The 25033-nt window shown below is 57.0% G+C and carries 20 protein-coding genes; 13 read left to right on the top strand and 7 right to left on the bottom strand.

Going from position 1 to position 25033, the window contains the following annotated elements; all coding sequences use genetic code 11:
• Window positions 1-6 precede the first annotated feature (6 nt).
• Genes astB through ABK821_RS15980 form a run of 4 tightly spaced genes read right to left on the bottom strand, consistent with a single transcriptional unit; the run spans window position 7 to window position 5055 of the window.
• Complete coding sequence (gene astB, locus ABK821_RS15995; protein ID WP_343178979.1) at window positions 7-1332, bottom strand: N-succinylarginine dihydrolase; 1326 nt, start codon at window positions 1330-1332, stop codon at window positions 7-9.
• Complete coding sequence (gene astD, locus ABK821_RS15990) at window positions 1329-2807, bottom strand: succinylglutamate-semialdehyde dehydrogenase (RefSeq protein WP_343178980.1); 1479 nt, start codon at window positions 2805-2807, stop codon at window positions 1329-1331. Before astD ends, astB begins: the two co-directional genes overlap by 4 nt.
• Window positions 2804-3838: an arginine N-succinyltransferase gene (astA, locus tag ABK821_RS15985; protein WP_343178981.1), complete on the bottom strand. Its 1035-nt coding sequence runs from the start codon at window positions 3836-3838 to the stop codon at window positions 2804-2806. The genes astD and astA overlap by 4 nt, the downstream gene beginning before the upstream one ends.
• Window positions 3835-5055: an aspartate aminotransferase family protein gene (locus ABK821_RS15980; RefSeq protein ID WP_343178982.1), complete on the bottom strand. Its 1221-nt coding sequence runs from the start codon at window positions 5053-5055 to the stop codon at window positions 3835-3837. The genes astA and ABK821_RS15980 overlap by 4 nt, the downstream gene beginning before the upstream one ends.
• A gap of 438 nt (window positions 5056-5493) precedes the next feature.
• Between ABK821_RS15980 and xthA the strand changes: the two genes are divergently transcribed.
• From xthA to gdhA, 3 genes are all read left to right on the top strand, one after another.
• The gene (gene xthA / locus ABK821_RS15975; protein ID WP_138361282.1) at window positions 5494-6300 is read left to right on the top strand and encodes an exodeoxyribonuclease III; all 807 of its coding nucleotides are present in this window, start codon (window positions 5494-5496) and stop codon (window positions 6298-6300) included.
• Window positions 6301-6424: 124 nt separating this feature from the next.
• Window positions 6425-6862 carry a pyrimidine (deoxy)nucleoside triphosphate diphosphatase gene (locus ABK821_RS15970; protein WP_138361281.1) on the top strand — a complete coding sequence of 146 codons (438 nt, stop codon included), beginning with the start codon at window positions 6425-6427 and terminating at the stop codon, window positions 6860-6862.
• 509 nt (window positions 6863-7371) lie between these two features.
• Window positions 7372-8715 (top strand): NADP-specific glutamate dehydrogenase, encoded by a 1344-nt coding sequence (gene gdhA / locus ABK821_RS15965; RefSeq protein WP_138361280.1) that lies wholly within the window; start codon window positions 7372-7374, stop codon window positions 8713-8715.
• Window positions 8716-9383: 668 nt separating this feature from the next.
• On the opposite strand, the gene ABK821_RS15960 is transcribed toward gdhA, so the two are convergent.
• The 3 genes from ABK821_RS15960 to ABK821_RS15950 all read right to left on the bottom strand — a co-directional run bounded on the left by ABK821_RS15960 (window position 9384) and on the right by ABK821_RS15950 (window position 13202).
• The gene (locus ABK821_RS15960; RefSeq protein WP_142502081.1) at window positions 9384-11339 is read right to left on the bottom strand and encodes a DNA topoisomerase III; all 1956 of its coding nucleotides are present in this window, start codon (window positions 11337-11339) and stop codon (window positions 9384-9386) included.
• A gap of 4 nt (window positions 11340-11343) precedes the next feature.
• Window positions 11344-12387, bottom strand: coding sequence for a selenide, water dikinase SelD (gene selD / locus ABK821_RS15955; protein ID WP_138361278.1), 1044 nt, complete (start codon window positions 12385-12387; stop codon window positions 11344-11346).
• 263 nt (window positions 12388-12650) lie between these two features.
• Window positions 12651-13202 carry an NAD(P)H nitroreductase gene (locus ABK821_RS15950; RefSeq protein WP_138361314.1) on the bottom strand — a complete coding sequence of 184 codons (552 nt, stop codon included), beginning with the start codon at window positions 13200-13202 and terminating at the stop codon, window positions 12651-12653.
• A 166-nt stretch (window positions 13203-13368) separates the two neighbouring features.
• Here ABK821_RS15950 and sppA point away from each other — a divergent pair, with 166 nt between their 5' ends.
• From sppA to preA, 10 genes are all read left to right on the top strand, one after another.
• Complete coding sequence (gene sppA, locus ABK821_RS15945) at window positions 13369-15222, top strand: signal peptide peptidase SppA (RefSeq protein WP_138361277.1); 1854 nt, start codon at window positions 13369-13371, stop codon at window positions 15220-15222.
• Between the two features lie 134 nt (window positions 15223-15356).
• Window positions 15357-16373 carry an asparaginase gene (ansA, locus tag ABK821_RS15940; protein ID WP_343179037.1) on the top strand — a complete coding sequence of 339 codons (1017 nt, stop codon included), beginning with the start codon at window positions 15357-15359 and terminating at the stop codon, window positions 16371-16373.
• Window positions 16374-16383: 10 nt separating this feature from the next.
• Window positions 16384-17025 (top strand): bifunctional nicotinamidase/pyrazinamidase, encoded by a 642-nt coding sequence (gene pncA, locus ABK821_RS15935; RefSeq protein ID WP_138361275.1) that lies wholly within the window; start codon window positions 16384-16386, stop codon window positions 17023-17025.
• Between the two features lie 441 nt (window positions 17026-17466).
• Entirely contained in the window at window positions 17467-18306 is an 840-nt protein-coding gene (locus ABK821_RS15930; protein ID WP_138361274.1) for an ABC transporter ATP-binding protein, read from the top strand.
• Entirely contained in the window at window positions 18296-19177 is an 882-nt protein-coding gene (locus ABK821_RS15925; RefSeq protein ID WP_138361273.1) for an ABC transporter permease, read from the top strand. Before ABK821_RS15930 ends, ABK821_RS15925 begins: the two co-directional genes overlap by 11 nt.
• The gene (locus tag ABK821_RS15920; RefSeq protein WP_142502086.1) at window positions 19177-20247 is read left to right on the top strand and encodes an ABC transporter permease; all 1071 of its coding nucleotides are present in this window, start codon (window positions 19177-19179) and stop codon (window positions 20245-20247) included. Before ABK821_RS15925 ends, ABK821_RS15920 begins: the two co-directional genes overlap by 1 nt.
• 49 nt (window positions 20248-20296) lie before the next feature.
• Window positions 20297-21313 carry an ABC transporter substrate-binding protein gene (locus ABK821_RS15915; protein WP_138361271.1) on the top strand — a complete coding sequence of 339 codons (1017 nt, stop codon included), beginning with the start codon at window positions 20297-20299 and terminating at the stop codon, window positions 21311-21313.
• A gap of 36 nt (window positions 21314-21349) precedes the next feature.
• The gene (locus ABK821_RS15910) at window positions 21350-22000 is read left to right on the top strand and encodes a TetR/AcrR family transcriptional regulator (RefSeq protein WP_241675629.1); all 651 of its coding nucleotides are present in this window, start codon (window positions 21350-21352) and stop codon (window positions 21998-22000) included.
• A gap of 242 nt (window positions 22001-22242) precedes the next feature.
• On the top strand, window positions 22243-23643 hold the full coding sequence (locus ABK821_RS15905) for an NAD(P)-dependent oxidoreductase (RefSeq protein WP_308563729.1): 1401 nt from the start codon (window positions 22243-22245) through the stop codon (window positions 23641-23643).
• Window positions 23636-24940: an NAD-dependent dihydropyrimidine dehydrogenase subunit PreA gene (preA, locus tag ABK821_RS15900; protein WP_308563731.1), complete on the top strand. Its 1305-nt coding sequence runs from the start codon at window positions 23636-23638 to the stop codon at window positions 24938-24940. The genes ABK821_RS15905 and preA overlap by 8 nt, the downstream gene beginning before the upstream one ends.
• The last annotated feature ends 93 nt before the right edge of the window (window positions 24941-25033 follow it).

Raw genomic sequence — 25033 nt, 5'->3', positions numbered from 1 at the left:
GCCTCCTTATTGCTGGAACGGATAGACTGACCCCAGACGCAAAATTTGCGTTAAGCGGTCGAGCGCTTCGCGTCCTTCGCTCAGCAGTTGGGGATCGGCCAGATCGGCCTGAGTCAGGCGATCGCGATAATAGCGTTCCACCCAGGCATTAAGCGTCGCTAACAGCGCATCGTTGATCATAACCGCCGGATTCACCGCCCGTAGCTCCCTTTCATTCAAGACGACCCGCAAGCGCAAACACGCTGGTCCGCCGCCGTTAGCCATGCTTTCACGCAGATCGAACACCTGTAACTCATCAACTGGATTATCGCCATCAACCAGCCGATTCAGATAACGCCAGACGCCGGGGTGCTCTTGTGCCTCCAGCGGCAGAATAAGCCGCATCCCGCCCTGCGGCTTACTTAACAACTGGCTGTTAAACAGATAGGTCGCCACCGCGTCTTCAACGGAGACCTGGCTTGCGGGCACGACGATCGGCGTAAATCCGTCAACCTGCCGGGCCAGCTGTTGCAGAAGTTGCGGTTGGTCAACAAACGCCTGTTCATGGCAGAACAACACCTGCTGATTGCTTACCGCGATCACGTCGTTATGAAAGACGCCTTTATCGATCACCGCCGGGTTTTGTCGGGCGAAAATCAGTTGCCGGGGATTAACCTGGTTCAGACGGGCGACAGCCTGGCTGGCTTCCAGCGTTTGCCGCGCCGGATAACGCCGCGGGTTGTCCTCGCCTCCCTGCTGGCGACCATAAACAAATAGCTGCACGCCCGGCGCACCATACTCGCCGCCGAGACGGTTATGATTTGCCGCCCCTTCATCGCCGAACAGCGCCACCTGAGGCAACGCCCCGTGTACGGCGAACTGCTGCTCATCGGGAAAAATCGCCCGCAGCAGCGCTTCCGTGGTCGGCGCTTCGCTGGCGCGATGGAATTTATCATGCAGACTGGCGACGGTCAGATGCACCCGGCCATCCAGCGTATCGGCAGAGGGCGAAACCGTAGCGGCGTTTGCCACCCACATTGATGATGCTGAGCTCGCCGCCGAAAGCAGATCCGGCGCCTGACGCGCCGCTTTTTCCAGCACCTGCGCATCGCTGCCGCGAAAGCCAATCTGGCGTAATAACGGGATATTTGGCCGCTCCTGCGGTGGGATCAGCGCCTGCGGATAGCCCGCATCCGCCAGGGCTTTCATCTTCTTCAGCCCCTGCTTTGCCGCCAGTTGGGGATTCGACATCCGATAGCGATGCTTAGTCGAAGCTTCGTTGCCAAAGGATAATCCCGCATAGTGGTGAGTCGGGCCCGGCAGCCCGTCAAAATTCACTTCCCAGGCTTTCATCGCGATACCTCCTGCCGGAAATCCAGCCCCGGACTCAGCGTTGTCGGTAACGACAGCGTTGGCGACTCCAGGCTGGCCATCGGCCAGGCGCAATAATCGGCGGCATACCACGCTCCCGGACGATGGTTACCAGACGCCCCGGTGCCGCCAAACGGCGCGGTGCTGGCGGCGCCGGTCAGCGGTTTATTCCAGTTAACGATACCGGCCCGCGCCTCCAGCAGCAGACGGTCAAATCTGGCGCGGTCGGCAGAGATCAGCCCGCAGGAAAGCCCGAATCGGGTGTCGTTGGCCAGGGCAATAGCGTCATCGAATGAGTCATAGCGCCAGACGCAGAGCAGTGGACCGAAAACCTCTTCATCCGTCGTCAGCGTCGCCTCGCTCATCTCGATAATACCCGGCGTCAGTAGCGAGGTTCCGGCCTGCAACAGACGCGGTTCCAGCAGCGTCCTGCCGCCGTTTGCCACATGATCCAGCCACGCCTGATGCACCTTTTGCGCCGCCTGCGGCGAAATTAATCCCCCCATAAAAGGCTGAGGTTCCGCATCCCACGCGCCGGGGATTATTTTTTGTGACACCGTCACCAACCGCTGTAAAAAGGCGTCCCCCGCTTCACCACGTTTCACCAGCAGCCGGCGCGCACAGGTGCAGCGCTGCCCGGCGGTAATAAACGCCGACTGAATCGTCAGATACACAGCGGCATCAATGTCCTGCGGCTCATCAACAATCAACGGATTATTGCCGCCCATCTCAAGGGCGAGAATTTTTTCCGGCTGTCCGGCCAGTTGCCGGTGCAGTTGAAAGCCGGTGGCGGAACTACCGGTAAACAGTAGCCCGTCGATATCCGCCTGGCTGCTCAGGGCTTCGCCCGTTTCCCGCCCTCCCTGGAGCAAATTAAGCACACCTGGCGGCAAACCCGCTTCAGTCCATAGTTTCACCACCGCCTCGCCGCTCTGCGGGGTCAGTTCGCTGGGTTTAAACACCACGGTATTCCCCGCCAGCAGCGCCGGTACGATATGCCCGTTAGGCAGATGTCCGGGGAAATTATAGGGGCCGAATACCGCCAGCACGCCGTGCGGCCGATGGCGCAGCGTCGCCGCCCCCTCTGCCATTGCGGTCTGCGCTTCCCCCGTGCGGCGATGATAAGCATTCACCGAAATCGCGATTTTGTTAATCATCGCGGTAATTTCCGTTTCCGCCTCCCAGCGCGGCTTAGCCGTTTCCTGAGCGATAATCGCCGTCAATTGCGTTTTGTTCGCCTCCAGCAGCGCGGCAAACTTTTCCGCGATAGCCTTACGGGCGACAAATGGCTGGCGCGCCCACGCAGGAAACGCCTGACGTGCGGCGCTGACCGCCAGCGCAACCTGCTCAGCATCGGCGTCATTACCCTGCCAAAGTAATGCCTGGCTCACCGGGTTACTTTTACTGCGCACCGGGCCGTGACCGCGTTGCCATTGACCGTTAATCCATAAACTCATGATGTTTTCTCCTCAGCGCACAGGCGAACCAGACGGATTTGGTCACCAGCGCGGCATTTCAGGGCGTCCTGTTCACGCGGGTTCAGCGCGACACGATGGCTGTCGGGGTCAGCATGAACCAGAATGGCGCGGAACTGCTGGTACTGTTCATTAGCGGCCAGGCAAAGCGGCCACTCGCCGGGGGCAGGTTGTCCTTGCGCAACGGTAACCAGCCGACTTTCACGGATAGCCCGCACCCGGTCAATCTCGCACTCCAGCGTCGGCCCGCCGTCGAAGATATCGACGTAATTCAGATAGCGGAATCCCTCTTTCTCCAGCACCGCGCGCGCCGGGGCCGTTTGCGGATGCACCTCGCCGATCGCCGCCTGCGCCTCGGCGGATAAAAAATCGATATACAGCGGATGTTTCGGCATCAGCGCGGCAATAAACGCTTTTTGTCCGGTACCGCACAGATAGTCGGCGCGGGTGAACTCCATCGCAAAAAAGCGCTTACCGAGGCTTTCCCAGAATGGCGAATAGCCATGCTCATCGATCACCCCACGCATCTCCGCCACCACTTTTTCATTAAAGCGTTGGCGAAAAGCGGCCATAAACAGAAAACGCGATTTCGACAGCAGGTAGCCGTTACCCGCCTTACGCCATTTCGGGGCGAGGAATAAGGTACACAGTTCGCTGCTGCCGGTATGATCGTTACTGAGAAACAGCGTCGGCATGGCGTTGTACACATTCAGCGCTTTCGAGGCATGAACCTGGGTGCCCACACGATAGTTGTACCAGGGGTCATTGAGGCCCACTGCCACCTCAATAGCGCAGATCCCCGCGATCTCGCCGCTGACGCAATCTTCAAGGACGAACACATAGCCCTGCTCGCTTTTCGGCAGTGCGTCGCGCCAGGTTAGCTGCGCGCGCTCAATCCGCGCCGCCAACGCGGCTTCATCAGCGGGCAGTGACGTCAGCCCACCGCCAGTCTCGCCAGCCAGGGCCATCAACCCCGGCAGATCCTCTTTTTCTACAGGACGGATCACCATCATGATAAGACCCTCGCGAGAAAGTGCTCACAGGCCCGATCAAAGCGATCCAGCCCGCGATTAATCTCTTCTTCACTGACGATCAACGCTGGCGCAAAGCGCACCACGCTGGCACCGGCAATCAGGATCATCAGCCCCTCTTCCGCCGCCTGATGACTGATGGCTTTCGCCTTTCCGGCATATTCGTCTTTCAGCTCGCAGCCAATCAACAACCCGAGTCCACGGATCGCTTTAAACAAGCCGTAGCGGGCGTTAATGGCATTCAGCCGTTCGCTGAACCACTGATGACGCAGCTTAACGCCGTTGAGCACCGCCGGAGTATTAACGATGGAGAGCACTTCCCCCGCCACCGCGCAGGCCAACGGGTTACCGCCATAAGTGGTACCGTGAGTGCCGACGGTCATTACGCTGGCGCAGCGCGCCGTTGCCAGCAACGCGCCAATCGGGAAGCCGCCGCCCAGCGCTTTAGCCGTAGAGAGCACGTCAGGCGTGACGCCGTAGTGCATATAGGCGTACAGCTCGCCGGTGCGCCCGACACCGGTCTGCACCTCATCGAATATCAACAGCGCATTGTGCGCATCGCACAGTTCGCGTAAACCACGCAGAAAATCCGCATCCGCGGGCACTACACCGCCTTCACCCTGCATCGGCTCAACGATTACCGCGCAGGTATCGTCGTTAATCAGCGCCTTTACCGAATCGAGGTCGTTGTAGATGGCATGCTGGATTTGCGGCGGCAGTGGCGCAAAATCCTGCGAATAGGCAGGCTGGCCGCCAGCGGAAACGGTGAACAGCGTGCGCCCGTGAAAAGCATTTTTGAATGCCACGATACCGCTTTTCTGGCTGCCAAAATGGTCGTGGGCGTATTTGCGCGCCAGTTTTAGCGCCGCTTCATTGGCTTCTGCCCCGGAATTACAGAAGAAAACCCGGTCGGCAAAGGTGGCATCAATCAGCCGTTTCGCCAGACGCAGTACCGGCTCATTAGTATAACCGTTGCCGGTGTGCCAGAATTTCCCCGCCTGTTCGCTCAATGCGTTAATCAACTGCGGATGCGCATGACCGAGGGCGTTAACCGCAATACCGCCGGCAAAATCGATATACTCTTTCCCCTGCTGATCCCACAGGCGTGACCCTTCGCCGCGTACCGGAATAAAAGCCGCTGGCGCGTAAACGGGCATCATCCATTCATCAAAATGGCTACGCGTAATTGACTGACACATATCGACCTCTCCGGTAAATAAAAAGTTTAAATAATGTTAAATTTTATGTTTATTACGCTGTAAATGTAGATTGCACGGTTCATGCCAGCCAGAGGAGAAAATGCATAAAGTGAAGTCGACAACGAAATATCAATAAGTTACAAGCACCTCTTATTCACCTTAAATGCATAAAAAGTGAATAAAAACACAAAATACACATTTAATAGTGGAAAAAAAAGAAAGATTATTCATATGTAAGATATAATTCTGCAATTGTGATCAGAGACGAAATTTACCGGCAATATTCGCCCTTTTTTGGCGCATCGCGCTGCATAATGGTGCGCAGTTGGCCAGCTCGCCAATGGCTGCAATTGGCAGAATAAACTGCCTTAACGAAGCCAGGGCGGCGAATTTCTGCTACCATCCCTGCACTATTCACCTTGCACAGTGGCAGCGACTATGAAATTTGTCTCTTTTAATATCAACGGCCTGCGTGCCCGCCCTCATCAGCTGGCCGCCATCATCGATAAACACCAGCCCGCCGTCATCGGCCTGCAGGAAACCAAAGTTCACGACGATATGTTTCCGCTCGAAGAAGTGGCGAAACTTGGTTACAACGTTTTTTATCACGGGCAAAAAGGCCATTACGGCGTCGCGCTGCTGACCAAAGAAACGCCCGTCTCCGTGCGTCGCGGCTTCCCGAACGATGGTGAAGACGCCCAGCGCCGGATTATCATGGCGGAAGTCCCTTCCCCGTTTGGCAATGTTACGGTGATTAACGGCTACTTCCCCCAGGGAGAGAGCCGCGATCACGCAACCAAATTCCCGGCTAAGGCGGCGTTTTATCAGAATTTGCAACACTATCTCGATAACGAACTGAATAAAGACAATCCGGTGCTGATCATGGGCGATATGAACATCAGCCCAACCGATCTCGATATCGGCATCGGTGAAGAGAACCGTAAACGCTGGCTGCGCACCGGTAAGTGTTCATTCCTGCCGGAAGAGCGTGAATGGATGGATCGTCTGCTGGGCTGGGGTCTGGTGGATACATACCGCCACGCCAACCCGCAAGACAACGCGCATTTTTCGTGGTTTGACTATCGTTCGAAAGGATTTGACGACAACCGCGGTCTGCGTATCGACCTGTTGCTGGCCAGCACCCCGCTGGCGCAGCGCTGTATCGAAACCGGTATCGACTACGAAATCCGCGGGATGGAAAAACCCTCCGACCATGCGCCGGTATGGGCGACCTTCAAAGCGTAAATTATTGCTGTCAGTAAGGCGGCGGCATTGATCAATGGTTTTCAGGCGGATTTAAGATTGTCTGGAAGGGAAGATATAAGGATGGCGATAATAAGCCCCTATTACGTACAGTACGATGACTCACATGCTCAAAACCATTGATGTTGTAGCCGCCATTATCGAACATAACGGGCAAATTTTGCTGGCGCAGCGGCCCCCGCACGCCGATCAACCGGGAATGTGGGAATTTGCCGGTGGAAAAGTTGAACCCGGCGAGACCCAGGCGCAGGCGCTGACCCGCGAGCTTCAGGAGGAACTGGGGATCCACGCTCATCCAGCGCGTTATATCGCCAGCCATCAGCGTGAAGTGTCCGCGCGCCTGATTCACCTTCATGCCTGGTGGGTTCCGCATTTTAGCCCGGCCCCCACTGCTCGCTACCACAGCCAGCTATGCTGGTGCTCGCCGCAGGACGCGTTAACCTTCAATCTCGCCCCAGCGGACATTCCCCTGCTGGAAGCCTTTATCGCCCGGCGTCCTGCATTGTTACCCGATGATTTATGCCGGGCCAGTCATCGTTTTTAATTATGACCAATACGCAATCATAAAAATTCCTTTCTGAACAATTTTTCCTTGCTCAACTAACGATTTCCAGTGGTATAGTCGAAAAATCGGCCTTTTCAAGGGCCGAATAATAATAAATATACTCTAAATAATTCGAGTTGCATGAAGGCGGCAAGAGAGTAAATCCCCAGGAGCATAGATAGCTATGTGACTGGGGTGAACGATCGCAGCCAACACACATGCAACTCGAAGTATGACGAGTATATACAGCTAATCATTCTGCCTGCACGATAGCGGCAAGGACGAGGCTCACGCACAGGCCGCGCATCTTTGCCGTTAATCATAAAGCGGGCACAGGGATGACATGTATATACCCTAAATTATTCGAGTTGCAGGAAGGCGGCGACGCAGTGAATCCCCGGGAGCGTACTCCAGTACGTGACTGGGGTGAACGAGGAAAGCCAACGCACATGCAACTTGAAGTATGACGGGTATAGATGCGATCACAACCATAAGAGGAACTTATATCAATGGATCAGATGTGCACTCTGGAAAACTTTCTCGCCCGCGTTCAACAGCGCGATCCCCATCAAACTGAATTTGCTCAGGCCGTTCGCGAGGTGATGACCACCCTGTGGCCTTTCATTGAGGAAAACCCACGCTATCGTCAGCTGAATTTGCTGGAGCGTCTGGTTGAGCCGGAGCGGGCTATCCAGTTTCGCGTCGTTTGGGTTGATGACCGTAACCAGGTTCAGGTTAACCGCGCATGGCGCGTACAGTTCAACTCCGCTATCGGCCCGTATAAAGGCGGCATGCGTTTCCACCCTTCAGTCAATTTGTCGATACTCAAATTCCTTGGTTTTGAACAAACCTTCAAAAACGCCCTGACCACCCTGCCGATGGGCGGCGGTAAAGGCGGCAGCGACTTCGATCCTAAAGGTAAGAGCGACGGCGAAGTAATGCGCTTCTGCCAGGCGCTGATGACCGAACTCTATCGCCACCTCGGCCCGGATACTGACGTACCTGCCGGCGATATCGGCGTGGGCGGGCGTGAAGTCGGCTTTATGGCCGGAATGATGCGTAAACTCTCCAACAACAGCGCCTGCGTGTTCACCGGCAAAGGCCTCTCCTTCGGCGGCAGCCTGATTCGCCCGGAAGCAACCGGTTACGGCCTGGTATACTTCACTGAAGCGATGCTCAAGCGCCACGGCATGGGCTTTGAGGGAATGCGTGTATCGGTTTCCGGTTCCGGTAACGTTGCTCAGTATGCGATTGAAAAAGCGATGGCGTTGGGCGCGCGCGTGATCACCGCTTCTGACTCCAGCGGCACCGTGGTGGATGAAGCGGGCTTTACCACTGAAAAACTGGCTCGCCTGTGTGAAATCAAAGCCAGCCGCGATGGTCGCGTGTCCGACTATGCCCGCGAGTTTGGCCTGACCTATCTTGAAGGCAAGCAGCCGTGGTCCGTACCGGCGGATATTGCCTTGCCCTGCGCCACACAGAACGAACTGGATGTTGACGCCGCGCGTCAGTTAATCGCTAACGGCGTGAAAGCGGTGGCCGAAGGCGCCAATATGCCGACCACCATTGCCGCCACTGACCTGTTCCTCGACGCAGGCGTGCTATTTGCGCCGGGTAAAGCGGCTAACGCCGGCGGCGTGGCGACCTCTGGTCTGGAAATGGCGCAGAACGCCGCGCGCATGGGCTGGAAAGCGGAGAAAGTGGATGCCCGTCTGCATCACATCATGCTGGATATCCACCATGCCTGCGTGGAGTACGGCGGCGACGCGAAGCAGACCAACTACGTGCGCGGGGCAAATATCGCCGGTTTCGTCAAAGTCGCGGACGCGATGCTGGCGCAGGGTGTGATTTAACGCTGAGAGTCGTCAGAAGCGGATGGCTTCGGCTGCGGCTGATCAGCGCGATGCCCGGTATCCCATAATGCTGGTCCGTTAAGGGCCGTCAGTTGTGTTTATAACTGGTTGAGCGGTTCTGTCAATCGGTGGTTTAAACGAAAATCTAATTCTGCTGATTCGCTTACTGAGCTGATACGGGCTGAAATATAAAGGATATAACTTTTTTTATGATTTTCAGCCACTGAAAAGCCACTGACGAATAACGGACTCACCGCATGGGGGTTGGGCGCATCAAGGAAACCTGGCGAGAACGCAGGCGCGCATCCAGGACAGGCCGCCAGGACGGCGGCCAGAGGGCGGGTCGAGACAGGACGTCGAGTCCCGCCCGGTCCGCCAGATGAAGCCGGAGTGGAGCGGACCGCGCAGCGGCAGGTTTTCAGCGCAATGCCGGGGGTGCAGGGGGACGGGCGAAACGTCCCCCTGCCCGTTCACACGCTGTGGATATAACGAATATCCGTGAATTTATCGTGAACGGAACAGACCACGGAATCTGAATGGGCGAAAACGAAAAACGCGCCATGTTCGCCATAACCACCGATAATGCGATTGCCACAGGCAAATAAAACAAAAGACAACACCGATGATTTGCTTAAGTGAACGGCATTGCCCGGTTTCCCCGGGGGTTTTTATTGCGGGCCTTCTGCCACAGCGTCAGATGCCGGTTTCTCACCTTTCGCTGCAGATCGACCTTTACGCTTACTAAAACCTTTCTTACCCTCTCCCGGCGCGACAATACCACGGAAGCGGCGTACCGGCGTGCTACGCGCCTGATCGATAAGCTGGAACAACGTGCCCACCAGCGGCTGCATAAAATCCTGATAGCGACACTGCTTTTCGCTAATTTGCGTCAGAACCGATTCCCAGTGGGCGGTCATATCCGGGCGGGTCGCCATTTCAGGCAGCGAATGGAACAGCGCTTTCCCCGCGTCGGTAGAGTGGATATAGCGCCCTTTCTTGGTCAGGAAACCACGTTTGAACAGCAGCTCGATAATCCCGGCGCGGGTTGCCTCCGTTCCGAGGCCATCCGTCGCGCGCAGGATCTTCTTCAGATCTTTATCCTGCACGAAGCGGGCAATACCGGTCATCGCCGACAGCAGGGTTGCATCGGTAAAATGACGCGGCGGCTGAGTCTGGCGCTCCACCACTTCGCCCTTTTCGCACAACAGTTCGTCATCTTTTGCCACCACCGGCAGCGGCATACCGTCGTTTTCCTCATCACGCTCTTTATTGCCCAGCAGCGTTCGCCAGCCAGCTTCCGCCAGAAAACGGGCTTTGGCGACAAACTTACCGTTGGCGATATCGAGATCGATCTGACATTTGCGGAATACCGCATCCGGACAGAACTGCATCAGATACTGACGGGCAATCAGGCCGTAGACTTTTTCCTCATTGTCATTGAGTTTCACCTGCGTGCTACGCGCAGTAGGAATTATCGCGTGGTGCGCATCAACCTTTTTATCGTCCCAGCAACGGTTGCGGATCTCCGGATCCACCACCGGCTGCGGCAGCAGATCCGCCGCGTGGACGCCAATGGCGTTCAGCACCGCATGACGCCCGGCAAAATGCTCCTCCGGCAGATAGCGGCTATCCGAACGCGGATAGGTAATCAGCTTGTGGGTTTCATACAGCTTCTGACAGATATCCAGCACGCTCTGCGCGCTAAAACCAAAGCGCTTCGCCGCTTCAATCTGCAGCGCTGAAAGGGAGAACGGCAGCGGCGCGGGCTCCGAGTCGCGCTTGTCGTTATAGGCGGTCACCGTCGCCGGTTGGCCCTCAATCCGCTTAACGACATGTTCAGCAAGTGCACGATGAAGCAGTCGCCCTTCTTCATCCTGATACGGTTCGCAGGCCTCACTGGGCACCCAGGTCGCCACAAAACGCTCATCCTTCGGGGTAACGATATGCGCCTTCACATCGAAGAAATCTTTCGCGACGAAGTTTTCAATCTCTTCGTCCCGACGAACCACCAGGCCAAGCACCGGCGTCTGCACGCGTCCGACCGATAACACGCCCTGATAACCGGCGTTACGTCCGAGGATGGTATAGGCGCGGGTCATATTGATCCCGTACAACCAGTCGGCGCGGGCGCGGGCCAGCGCCGAGACGCATAACGGAATAAATTCACTGTTGGCGCGCAGGCGGTTAATCGCGCGCTCCACCGCCTGCGGGTTAAGGTCATTAATCAGGCAGCGCTGCACCTGCTGGCGCTTTTCCGGCGATAATTGCAGATAATCCAGCACTTCATCCACCAGTAACTGACCTTCCCGGTCCGGGTCGCCCGCGTGGATCACCTCCTCAGCCTCGCCAAGAAGGCGCTTAATCACGTTAAGCTGTTTGGTTACCGACGGCCGGGGCTGAAGCTGCCACTTGTCCGGCACAATGGGCAAGTCGAGCAGGTTCCAGCGCGCATAGCGCCCGTCATAGACATCAGGCTGTGCCTGCTCCAGCAGGTGGCCGATACACCAGGTGACCACCTGTCCGTTGCCGCACTCAATGTAGCCGTCGCCTTTGCGGTGCGGTTTTGGCAGCACATCGGCAATGGCGCGCGCAAGACTTGGCTTTTCTGCAATAAACAGCCGCATGAAATCAACGGATCTCAATCATGGGGCGTCCACCGCGCGCGGTGAGCAGTTCGCCAATGGCGGCAAGCGTGATACCAAACTCGGCCGCCGCCGCTTGCACCTCCGCCTCCGCTTCCGGCGTCACTGCCAGCAGCAGACCGCCAGAGGTTTGCGGATCGCACAGCAGATCGCGCCACGCTGGCGGCATCTCGCCCATAAGATGACCGTAGCTGGCAAAGTTACGTCCGGTCCCTCCCGGTACCGCGCCCGCTGCAATGTACGCTTCCACACCGGGCAGCTTCGGGATATCCGCATAGGAGAGTTGCGCCTGAACGCCTGCGCCACGGCACACTTCGCTCAGGTGGCCGAGTAACCCGAAACCGGTCACGTCGGTCATCGCTTTTACGCCATCGATGCTGGCAAACGCCGAACCGACAAGATTCATCTGGCACATGGTTGCCGTCGCCAGCCCCTGATGCTCAGGCTTGAGCAGCGACTTCTTCTCCGCAGTGGTCAGCACGCCAATACCCAGCGGTTTAGTGAGATAGAGTTTACACCCCGCCTGAGCGGTACTGTTTTTCTTGATGCGATCGGTTGACACGACGCCGGTCACCGCGAGACCGAAGATCGGTTCGGGGGCGTCAATTGAGTGGCCGCCAGCCAGGGCAATTCCCGCCTGCTGACAGGCAAAACGCCCGCCGTCAACCACCTCGCGGGCGATCTCCGGCGACAGGGTATTGATCGGCCAGCCGAGGATAGCAATCGCCATAATCGGTTTACCGCCCATGGCGAAAATATCGCTGATGGCGTTGGTGGCGGCTATGCGTCCAAAGTCGAACGGATTATCAACGATCGGCATAAAAAAGTCGGTGGTGCTGATAATGGACGTACCGTTGCCGAGATCATAAACGGCCGCATCGTCGCTGGTCTCATTACCCACCAGTAAATTCGGATCGATAAACTTCGCCTGGTCGCTTTTGAGGATCGTTTCCAGCACTTTTGGCGAAATTTTACACCCGCAACCGGCTCCGTGGCTGTATTGCGTTAAACGAATGGTTTGCTCGCTCATGGACATCTCCTGTCATTGCAATCCCGCTATGGTAGCGCTCAAACGTCGGGGTGATAAGTATCACTGTCCTAAATCGCGTATGGTTGCTCATTAAGCAGACAAAAAACGACTTTGCAAAACGGCAGAAGTACCTGGTGAACAGGGTTTCGTCGTCGCGGGATCCGTGAGGCGGCGCTGCGCACCTGTCCGTGCGCCCCTCGCAGGCGCACGCAGCACGTGGCCGGGCCTGGCGTCAACCGTTTCCCGACAAAAGGCAAGCGCCGTCAGAAGCGCGTGACGAACGGCGCGGTATCCGGCAACGCTATTTTGGTTGAGGCTTTCAACATCGGCGTCCCCAGATAGAGAAATCCGACAATTTTATCCTGCTCCCGGCAGGCAAATCCTTCGCGCACCACCGGGCTCTCGGTCAACGCCCCGCTACGCCAGATCCCATTAAAACCCTGCGCCACTGCCGCCATTTGCATGGCCATCACCGCGCAGCCTGCCGACATCTCCTGTTCCCATTTCGGCACCTTCGGATGATCTTCGCAGCGGGCCACCACGGTAATAATCAACGGTGCGCGAAACGGCGCGCTACGGGCCTTTTCAATCGCTTTTTCATCTGCCCCCGCCGCGATGGCGCCCTTTTCCAGCAACTGGCTGAAGCGTTCGCGACCTTCATCGGCAATAATAAAGAAACGCCACGGCTGCAACGTCCCGTGGTCCGGCGCACGCAGGCCTGCGCGTAGAATATTTTCCAGCTGTTCGCCTGCCGGGGCGGGCTCAGTCAGACGTGACGCGCTGCGGCGATTAAGCAATAGTTCGAGAGCATCCACCTGTATAACTCCTGTCATGTCATTTTTCATAAAATTAACATGCGCAAGGATTTTGTTACAGCCCAACAGGTGATTCCTGCTGACAACCGTCGGCACTCTCTTTAGGATAGCCAGACGCGGCTGCCCCGGCGGCTCGCTCATTTTTAATAATGGTAAGGGAGAATACATGCGCACTCTTTGGCGACTACTCGCCGGAATGATTAAATGGACATGGCGGGTACTCAATTTCATTCGCCAGCTCGCACTGAACGTGGTTTTCCTGCTGCTGGTACTGGTTTGCATCGGTATCTGGTCTCAGTTCAGCGGTACCACGACAGAGCACACCACCCGCGGCGCGCTGCTGATGGATATCACCGGCGTCGTCGTCGATAAGCCCTCCGCCAGCAGCAAGCTTGGCGTGATTGGCCGCCAGCTTTTTGGCGCCAGTTCCGATCGTCTGCAGGAAAATTCGCTGTTCGATATCGTGCAAACGATACGCCAGGCGAAAGATGACCGGAATATCACCGGTATCGTGCTGGATCTGAAAAATTTTGCCGGTGGCGATCAGCCATCAATGCAGTATATCGGTAAGGCGCTGCGCGAATTCCGCGATAGCGGTAAGCCGGTGTACGCTATCGGTAACAGCTACAGCCAGGCGCAGTACTATCTGGCCAGCTTCGCCAATAAGATCTGGCTCTCGCCGCAGGGTGAAGTGGACCTGCATGGTTTCGCCACCAACGGCCTGTACTACAAATCGCTGCTGGATAAACTCGAAGTCTCAACCCATGTCTTCCGCGTCGGCACCTATAAGTCGGCGGTTGAGCCGTTTATCCGCGACGATATGTCGCCCGCCGCCCGTGAGGCGGATAGCCGCTGGATTGGCGAGCTGTGGCAGAATTACCTCAACACCATCGCCGCTAACCGGCAGATTACCGCCCAACAGCTGTTTCCTGGCGCACAGGGCGTGATTGACGGCCTGCGTAAAGTCGATGGCGACACGGCGAAATACGCGCTGGATAACAAGCTGGTTGATGAGCTTGGCACCGCCGCTGAGGTGGACAAAGCGCTGACGAAGCAGTTTGGCTGGAGCAAGGCGGACAACGACTATAGCGCAATCAGCTATTACGACTATGCGCTGAAAACCCCTGCCGATCAGGGCGCGACGATTGCGGTTATCTTTGCCAACGGCGCGATTATGGACGGGGAAGAAACGCCGGGCAATGTCGGCGGCGATACCACTGCGGCGCAGATCCGCGATGCGCGTCTGGATCCGAAAGTGAAAGCCATCGTGCTGCGAGTCAACAGTCCGGGCGGTAGCGTCAGCGCCTCTGAAGTGATTCGCGAAGAGCTGGCGGCGGCGAAAGCAGCGGGTAAACCGGTCGTCGTATCAATGGGTGGCATGGCGGCCTCCGGCGGCTACTGGATCTCAACCCCGGCGAACTATATCGTGGCAAACCCGAGCACCCTCACCGGCTCCATCGGCATTTTTGGGGTAATCAATACCGTTGAAAATACGCTGGGCGCAATTGGCGTGCATACCGACGGCGTCTCAACCTCGCCGCTGGCTGATGTCTCTACCACCAAAGCGCTGCCGCCGGAAGTGCAGCAACTGATGCAGTTGAGTATCGAAAACGGCTATAAGCGCTTTATTACCCTGGTGGCGACCTCGCGCAAGAGCACGCCGGAGAAAATCGACCAAATCGCCCAGGGTCATGTCTGGACCGGAGAAGACGCGAAAGCTAACGGCCTGGTCGACAGCCTCGGCGACTTTGACGACGCGGTAGCAAAAGCCGCGGAGCTGGCGAAGCTGAAACAGTGGCATCTCGATTTTTACCAGGAAGAGCCCAGCTTGTTCTCAATGGTAGTGGATAGTCTGACCGGTTCAGTCCGTGCAGCGCTGCCGGCGGCGATTCAGGCCTATTTACCCGCCCCGGTCGCCGCTGCGGCTAACGCGGTGAAAACCGAGAGCGACAAGCTGGCGGCGTTCAACGATCCGCAGAACCGCTACGCTTTCTGCTTAACCTGCGCCAATATTCATTAATCCTTCCGCCGCCCCTTTCCACGGGGCGGCCTGTCTTCTGACAGACTGAAATGAAGGAAACCCGCCAGCGCCTATGCCACTTGCCGCGTCGCCGGTATATACTTCGCCGGTCCATATATAATCTAAGTGATGCTATGCAGAAGAAATCTATTTACGTTGCCTATACCGGCGGCACCATTGGTATGCAGCGTTCAGAACATGGTTACATCCCTGTTTCCGGCCATTTACAACGCCAGTTGGCTTTAATGCCCGAATTCCACCGCCCGGAGATGCCTGACTTCACCATCCATGAATACGCGCCATTGATGGACTCTTCCGACATGACGCCGCAGGACTGGCAGCATATTGCCGACGATATTCGCGACCATTACGACCAGTATGACGGTTTCGTGATCCTGCACGGTACGGATACCATGGCGTTTACCGCCTCAGCGCTCTCCTTTATGCTGGAGAATCTGGGGAAACCGGTCATTGTGACAGGGTCACAAATACCGCTGGCCGAACTGCGCTCCGACGGACAAATCAACCTGCTCAACGCGCTGTACATAGCAGCCAACTATCCGATTAACGAAGTCTCGCTCTTCTTCAACAATCGCCTTTATCGCGGCAACCGCACCACGAAAGCCCACGCCGACGGGTTTAACGCCTTTGCCTCACCGAACCTGGCGCCGCTGCTGGAAGCCGGAATTCATATTCGCCGCCTCACCACGCCTCCCGCGCCCCATGGTAATGGCGAGCTGGTGGTACATCCCATCATACCGCAGCCGATCGGCGTGGTGACGATCTACCCCGGCATCTCTGCTGATGTGGTGCGTAACTTTCTGCTCCAGCCGGTCAAAGCGCTGATCCTGCGCTCTTATGGCGTCGGTAATGCGCCGCAAAGCGGCGATTTTATTCAGGTGCTGACCGAGGCCAGCCAGCGGGGTATTGTGGTGATTAATTTAACCCAGTGCATGTCCGGCAAAGTCAATATGGGCGGCTACGCTACCGGCAACGCGCTGGCTCAGGCAGGAGTAATTAGCGGTTTTGATATGACCGTCGAAGCGACGCTAACCAAGCTACACTATTTGCTGAGCCAGGATCTGGACGTTGCGGCAATCCGCCGCGCGATGCAGGAGAATCTGCGTGGCGAACTGACCCCCGATGAGTAAGGACAAGTATATGACACAGCGTGCACTGTTATTGATTGACTTACAAAACGATTTTTGCGCCGGTGGCGCGCTGGCCGTTCCGCAGGGCGACAGTACGGTGGAGATCGCCAATCAGCTTATCGACTGGAGTCTGGCGCGCGGCGAGATCGTCGTCGCCAGCCAGGACTGGCATCCGGCAAATCACGGTAGCTTCGCCAGCCAGCATCAGGCGGAGCCCTATACCCAGGGCGAGCTTGACGGTCTGGCGCAAACCTTCTGGCCAGATCACTGTGTGCAAAATAGCGCAGGCGCGGCGCTGCATCCGCTGCTTAAACAGCAGGATATTACCGCGGTGTTCCGTAAGGGCGAAAATCCGGCCATCGATAGCTACAGCGCGTTTTTCGATAACGGTCGGCGGCAAAAAACAGAGCTTGATGCGTGGTTACGTGAACGCGGAATAACCGAGCTGACGGTGCTGGGCCTCGCCACCGACTACTGTGTCAAGTTTAGCGTGCTGGATGCGCTGTCTCTGGACTATCGCGTCAACGTCATTACCGACGGTTGCCGCGGGGTAAATATTCATCCGCAGGACAGCGCCCAGGCGTTTATGGCAATGGCTGCGGCTGGCGCAACGCTGTATACCCTGGCAGACTGGCAAGAAACACAACGCTGAGCCTTAACGCCAGCAGCTTATCCGGCCTCTCCATTACGCACATGTTACGTCCTGACTGGCGTTTCGCGGGCCGGATAACGCTTCCTCTTGCAGATAACAATCCCGCGCCCTTTAACCTGCCCGGATCGCCTCACTGAGCATATTATGTCCATACGTAGGGGATGCGCCCATCTGCCACGTCAACCGGTTCAGACTGTCCTTCCGCCTTTGTACAGCGGGAGTATAACCTCTGCACTGCCATGTTTTTTTGCCCGGCACCATCCCCCCTTTCCTTCATTGCCCCACAAACACGCAAACGCGTCGACATTTGCACCAAACTGGTCATCAAAAAACCTTATTATGCGGCGAATGCGCCACAAATAGCGCCATTTCATGACTGGCACAAAAATGGCATGGGGATACAAACTTAACCAGTTAGTCAAAAAAAGGGGGAGACCGGGAATGAGCCAGTTGATCTACGCAGAGGAATCTGCGGTCGTGCCGTTGAAACCGATAACCGCCACCGCACGCCCTGCCATCAGGGTAAACCAGGCCAACGTGATTTACCCGGCGGCCGATCAGCCAGTGCATGCGCTGAAAGATATTAATCTGACCATTCGCCAGGGGGAGTTTGTTTCGTTTATCGGCCCTTCCGGTTGCGGTAAAACAACCTTATTGCGCGCCATTGCCGACCTGGAACCCATCACCTCCGGTGAAGTGCTGGTTAATGATATGTCGCCTTCAGAAGCCCGGCAGGGGGGCGCATACGGGTATGTTTTTCAGGCTCCGGTGCTGTTGCCATGGCGTACCGTACTGGCAAACGTCAAACTGCCGCTACAAATCCAGGGTATGCCGCCGGAGCGCTGCGACGACATCGCCCGTGAACAACTGGCGCGTGTCGGGCTGAAAGGGTTTGAGAAAAAATACCCGTGGCAGCTTTCCGGCGGCATGCAGCAGCGTGTCTCCATCGCCAGAGCGCTGGGTTTTGAACCTAAAATCCTGATGATGGACGAGCCCTTTGGTGCGCTGGATGAACTGACCCGCGACAACCTCAACCAGCAATTACAGCAGTTGTGGTTTAACGAACAACGCACAATGGTCTTCGTGACGCACTCCATTTCCGAGGCGGTATACCTCTCTACCAAAATCGTGGTGATGTCGCCACGTCCAGGGCGAATTGTGAAGGTAATTGAGTCGCCGCTGCCTGCAGAACGTTCCCTTGCCATTCGTGATACGCCGGCATTTTTGCAGCTTGCCGCCGATGTTCGCAAGGCGCTGGTGGAGGGACATCATGAGCATTAGCCAACGCCTGCATCTCTATGCTCTGCCCGTCGGCAGCGTACTCCTGGTGGCACTGTTCCTCTGGTATGTACTGGCCTTCGCGCTGAACGCACCGGGCGTGATCGACCGGGTATTGACCCCGCGCGGCGCATGGACCAGCCGTGATTTGATCGTCGCCGCCCTGAACGCCACCCGCCCGCTGCTGCCAGCGCCGCATCAGTTGCTTGTCGATATCTGGAACAGCCTGACGCAGTGGCCGATCGACTCGCCGAGAAATTTGTTACTGCACACATGGGTCACCGCCAGCGCGGCGCTGACCGGTTTCGCAATGGGGGTGGTATTGGGTGTTCTGCTGGCCATCGGTATAGTGCACTCGCCCACACTGGATAAGGCGCTGATGCCGTGGATCGTCGCGTCGCAAACCATTCCGGTCCTGGCTATCGCCCCTATCGTATTGATTATCCTCGGCAGTCTGGGGATCACCGGCATGTTGCCAAAAGCGACCATCGCCATGTACCTGTGCTTTTTTCCGGTCACCATCGCCATGGTGCAGGGACTGCGTTCGCCGCAGAAAATGGAAATGGAACTGGTGCATACCTACGCCGCACGACGCGCCGATATTTTCTGGATGGTTCGTCTTCCCTCCTCGCTACCCTATCTTTTCCCTGCGTTTCGCGTCGCCATCGCCAGCGGTCTGGTCGGCACAATGGTGGCGGAGTTACCGACTGGCGCACAGGCCGGGCTGGGGGCGAGACTGCTGACCGGCTCCTATTACGGCAATACCATTCAGATTTGGTCTGCGTTGGTGATGGCGTCACTGCTGGGCCTGACATTGACCGGGATGGTCACACTGACTGAACGGCTGGTGATGCGCCAGCGTAAGGGGGCGTAATGAAAAAGCACGCGATTCCTGGCTCGCTACTGTTAGTAAGCGCGTTTATCGTCGCTATCCTGGCGCTTATTCAGTTAAGCGCCGCTGACCATACGTTTTCTGCACTCCGCCTCAATGCGCTGCTGCTCATTGCCTGTGCGCTGTTGGCCTGCTCAACAAAAAGTTTGCGCAACCTGCTCTTTGCGGTCGCGCTCGTTGTCAGCGCGCTCTGGCTGGCGGTATTACCGTTTAATGGCATGCTCACTCTGGCCCTGGCGCTGCTCGCCGCGGTGAGCGTACAACGTCTGGCCAGCGCGCCGGTTCCACCTGCAGCCGTCGCCGCGTTACTCGGCGTCTGGTTGCTGTGGTTCTGGCAGATTCTGGTCAGCGGATTTGCCGTTCCCCAGGTTATCCTGCCCGCCCCGCTTGATATCCTCACCGCGTTAATCGACAGCGCTTCGCTGCTGGCGGGCGATCTGGTGCAGACCGTTCTCAAATCGGTGCTGGCGGGTTATCTGCTGGGCTGCGGCGCAGGCATTGGCGTGGCGCTGCTTATCGACAGGCTTCCCTTCCTGCAGCGCGGGCTGCTCCCGGTCGCCAGTCTGACCAGCACGGTGCCGCTGGTGGGCGTCGCCCCTATCGCCGTGATGTGGTTTGGTTTCGACTGGCCGTCAAAAGCCGCGGTGGTGATTCTGGTGACCTTTTTCCCGGCGCTGGTCAGCACGCTGGCCGGACTGAAAGCGAGCGACAAGCTGGAGCAGGAATTGATGTACTGTTACGCTGCCACGCCTCATCAGCAGTTGCGCATGCTGCGCCTTCCCGCCGCAATGCCGTTTATTTTTAACGCCCTGAAAGTGAACGCCACCCTGGCGCTGATCACCGCCATTGTCGCCGAATATTTTGGCTCCCCCACCGCCGGGCTGGGCTTTCGCATCTCCACAGAATCGGCGCGAATGCATATGCCGGTGGTGTGGTCGGCGATTGTGGTGTCGTCACTGGCCGGTTCGCTGATTTACACCGTGCTGGTGCGCCTCGACAGACGCATAAATTTCTGGCATCCCTCGATTCGCGGGATGGCGGCGGAAAAGTAAAACAACATAAAAACATGATGATGCACACACTAACCCGAGGAGTTATCCCATGATGAAACGTTCCGCTTTTCGCCGGGGGTTGTTGCTGGCGGCAATGTCTGCGGCATTGACTTTTTCAGCATACGCAGCAGAGAAAGTGACGCTGCAGTTGAAATGGGTGCCACAGGCACAATTTGCTGGCTACTACGTGGCGCAGGAAAAAGGGTTTTATAAAGACGAAGGGCTGGATGTTACGATCAAACCCGGCGGAACGGATATTTCTCCGGTCCAGGTGATTGCCGGGAAATCCGCAGATGTGATCGTTAACTGGCTGCCTGATGCGCTGGCCTCACGTGAAGCGGGCGTTCCGCTGGTCAATATTGCCCAGATCTTCAATCGTTCCGGCATGATGCTGACCTGTAAAAAATCGAGCGGGATTAAAACCCCCGCCGATTTCAAAGGCAAAACCCTGGGTGTCTGGTACGGCGGCAACGAGTACCCCTTCTTCAACTGGATGAACAAGCTGGGACTGAAACCCGGCACCGATATTACTATTCTCAAACAAGGCTTTAACGTTGACCCACTGTTACAGGATCAGGCAGCCTGTATCTCCACCATGAACTATAACGAATACTGGCAGTTGATCGATGCGGGCCTGAAAGAATCGGATTTGATCACCTTCCCGTACGAGGATCAGGGCGTATCCACGCTGGAAGACGGGCTGTACGTGCTGGCTCCGAGCCTGAAAGACCCGGCGTTCGTCGCCAGAATGGCGAAGTTCCTCAAGGCATCGTTTAAAGGCTGGGATTATGCGGTGAAACATCCGCAAGAGGCAGCGAAAATCGTGGTAGCGGAAGATGCTTCCGGCGCGTCTACCGAAGCGGTGCAAACTCGCCAGATGGAAAACGTGGCAAAACTGATCACTAATGCCAACACGCCGCAAATTGGCTATCTCGATCCGGCGGCTTATCGCCATACGATTGATGTCCTGCTACATAGCGGCGGCGATACCCCGGTGATTAAAAAAGACCCGGGTGACAGTGCGATGACCCATATCGTCTGGGATGCCGCGGCAAAGCTGAAATAGTCCTCCCGCCAGGGACGGCGGATTTCACCGGAGCCAATGATGAATGAAAGTCTGCTGGGCGGCATTGAGGTATCGCTGGAAAAAGGGCGTATTCGCCAGGATAACGAAGCCATCATAATGGCTGCCGCCGAACGCGTCTTTGCCTGTTACGGATTTCGCGGCGCCACCATGCAACAGATCGCCGATGCCGCCGACCTGCCAAAGGCCAATCTTCATTACTATTTTGGTCACAAAAAAAACCTCTATCTGCGCGTACTGGAGTGCATTCTGCACGACTGGCTGGCGCCGCTGGAAGGGATCTCGGCGCATGCGGATCCCAAAACGGCGCTGGAAGAGTATGTCCGTAAAAAGATTGGCTTTAGTTTTTCTCGCCCTGAAGCCTCCCGCCTGTTTGCCAACGAAATCCTTCAGGGCGCGCAGGCTGTTCATCCGCTATTAAAGACGCAGCTCAGGCGACTGGTGGAGGAGAAGGCGCGCATTCTTGATGGCTGGATTTCACAGGGTAAGCTGCGGCAACTGGATACCACCCATTTCTTTTTTACCGTCTGGGCGATAACCCAAACCTACGCAGATTTTGATATTCAGATTGCCGCCGTACTGGGGGAAGATTCGCGCAGTGCGGCAGCGCAGTCGCGAACAACAGAACATGTATTGCGCTGCGTTTGCCGCATCTGCGGCCTGGAATGATTGACGACTTCTGCCGCAATATGCAGCAAACAGCGGCAAATATGGTGCAAATTGCACCAAAAAATACCACAAAAAGGCATGCTGCATTATTCACAACGCCCTACCTTCCTTAATTTACACGCTCTGCGGCGAACCTGCTGGAAATGGCACGTAATTAGCATGGTTATTACGTGAAAACTTAACCATCTGGTCAAGATTTTAAACGCAGGGAGAGATAACCCTGCTAATCATTCAGGAGAAGCATGATGAGCGACTGTTCAGGTATCGACGCCCCCGGACGCCAGGCCGCCCGGCTGGCGCCCGACGCGTATGCGCGTGAGTTTGCGGACTGCGCGCCCCCGTTAACCGCCTCGCAGGCGGTGATTGAAGCGGAACGCTGTTACTACTGCTTTGATGCCCCCTGCTCCCGGGCCTGCCCGGCCGATATCGATGTACCGAGCTTTATTCAACGTATCGCCCAGAACAACAATCGCGGCGCGGCGGAGGTCATTCTGCGAGCCAATGTGTTAGGCGGGATCTGTAGCCGCGTCTGTCCGACAGAAACATTATGCGAACACGCCTGCGTGCGTCACGCGCGAGACGGTCGCCCGCTCAATATCGGACTGCTCCAGCGCTATGCCACGGATGATTTCTTTGCACATCCCGGTCAGCCGCTATTCATCCGTGGGCCTGAAACAGGGAAACGGATTGCCGTGGTTGGTGCGGGTCCGGCGGGGCTGACCGTCGCTCACCAGCTGGCGGTTGCGGGTCACAGCGTGGATCTCTTCGATGCCCGCAGTAAAGCCGGCGGTCTCAACGAATATGGTCTGGCCCGCTATAAAGTCACCGATGGTTTCGCCGCGCGGGAAGTGGCCTGGTTGCTCTCCGTGGGCGGAATTACGCTGCACGCCGGAAAAACCCTGGGGAAAGAGATCAGCCTCGCCCAACTGCAGGCCAGCCATGACGCGGTATTCCTCGGCCTTGGGCTGGCGAGCGTGAATCAACTGGAAAACACTGGCACAGAACCTGACGGTATTTTTGAAGCGGTGGATTTTATCGCCGATTTACGCCAGTGCACAGATCTGAGGCAAATCCCTGTCGGCCGTAAAGTGGTGGTCATTGGCGGCGGTATGACCGCCGTTGACGCCGCTGTACAGGCAAAAAAACTCGGCGCGCAGGACGTTACCCTTGTTTACCGCCGCGGCGAAGCGCAAATGAAAGCATCGGAAAAAGAGCGGCAGTGGGCGCAACTGAACGGCGTAACGGTGCGTCTGTGGGCCACCCCGTTGCGGTTCGAACAGCGCAACCATCAGCTTACGGGCGTGACGTTCAGCGTAACGCGCGAGGATGTTCAGGGGGCCGCGACCAGCGGCGAGACCTTCACGCTGGAAGCCGACATGGTGCTTAAAGCCATCGGTCAGACTTTCGAATGTTCCCCGGTCGGGCAAGCCGTGCAGTTAAAACAGGGACGCATCGCCACCGATGAGAATGGCCGCACCTCGCTGGCCGGCGTCTGGGCCGGCGGCGACTGCTGTGCCGGCGGTCTTGACCTGACGGTCGACGCCGTGCGCCAGGGCAAACTCGCTGCCCGCTCTATCTCTCTGGCCCTCGCCATCAACGACGCCGCTAACGCCATCTCTTTTCAGGAGCATGCCCATGGCTAGTCTGCACAGTGATTTTCTCGGCATTCAAAGCCCCAATCCATTCTGGCTGGCGTCTGCGCCGCCTACCGATAAAGAGTACAACGTGGAACGCGCTTTTCAGGCCGGATGGGGCGGCGTGGTATGGAAAACGCTCGGCTTAGATCCCCATGTGGTTAACGTTAGCGGGCCGCGCTACGCCACTCTTGCTGGCGGCGACCGCCGCGTTATTGGTCTGAATAACATTGAATTGATCACCGACCGTTCTCTGGCCATCAATCTTGAGGAAATTACCCGTATCAAACAGCGATGGCCGGACCGGGCTGTCGTGGTATCGATCATGGTGCCCTGCGAAGAGGAAGCGTGGAAAACCATTTTACCGCAGGTTGAAGCCACGGGCGCAGACGGTATCGAACTTAACTTTGGCTGCCCACACGGCATGAGTGAGCGAGGAATGGGCGCCGCAGTGGGCCAGGTGCCGGAATATATCGAGATGGTCACCCGCTGGTGCAAGCAATATTGCCGCCTGCCGACGATCGTCAAACTGACGCCGAACATCACCGATATTCGCTATCCGGCCCGGGCCGCGAAGGCGGGTGGCGCTGACGCTGTTTCGCTGATCAACACCATTAATTCGATCATCGCCGTCGATCTTGAGCAGATGTTGATGTTACCGCACACCGGTAATCAGGGCTCGCATGGCGGCTACTGCGGTCCGGCAGTGAAGCCCATAGCGCTGAATATGGTCTCGGAAATTGGCCGCGATCCGCAAACCCGCGGTTTACCGATTTCCGGCATTGGCGGTATTGCGACCTGGCGCGATGCGGCGGAATTCATCGCTCTGGGGTGCGGGACAGTGCAGGTATGTACCGCGGCGATGGTGCATGGTTTCCAGATCGTGCGCGACATGATAAGCGGCCTGGAAAACTATATGGATCAAAAAGGGTTCCGGACCCTTGAGGACTTCCGCGGCATGGCACTGCCGAGCGTCACTGACTGGCGCTATCTCAATCTCAATCATGTGAATAAAGCGATCATCGACCAGGCGTCGTGTATCAAGTGCGGGCGCTGCCACCTGGTTTGTGAGGACACGTCGCATCAGGCGATTACCGCCATCACCGGGGAAACCCGGCATTTTGAAGTGCGTGAGGAGGATTGCGTCGGCTGCAACCTTTGCGCCTCAATTTGCCCGGTTGAGAACTGCATTTCACTGCGCAGCCTGCAGCCTGGCGAAAAAGATAAACGGACTGGAAAAGTGGTGACCGATGTTTACGCCAACTGGACCACGCACCCCAATAACCCGCTGACCACCCCGGCGTAATGAGCGGCGGTGCGGTCGGTTCCCCCTCACCCTGCCCCGGCTCCCTCAAGGGAGAAGGGGAAAAACAGAACCGCGCTGGTAAGCGCCGCCTCG

Origin of the sequence: Klebsiella sp. KE9456, assembly GCF_043832615.1 — a bacterium.
In the GTDB taxonomy this organism is placed as follows: Bacteria; Pseudomonadota; Gammaproteobacteria; order Enterobacterales; family Enterobacteriaceae; genus Klebsiella; species Klebsiella indica.
The sequence above is the reverse complement of the archived record's forward strand: the minus strand, read 5'-3'. Positions and strand labels throughout refer to the sequence as shown.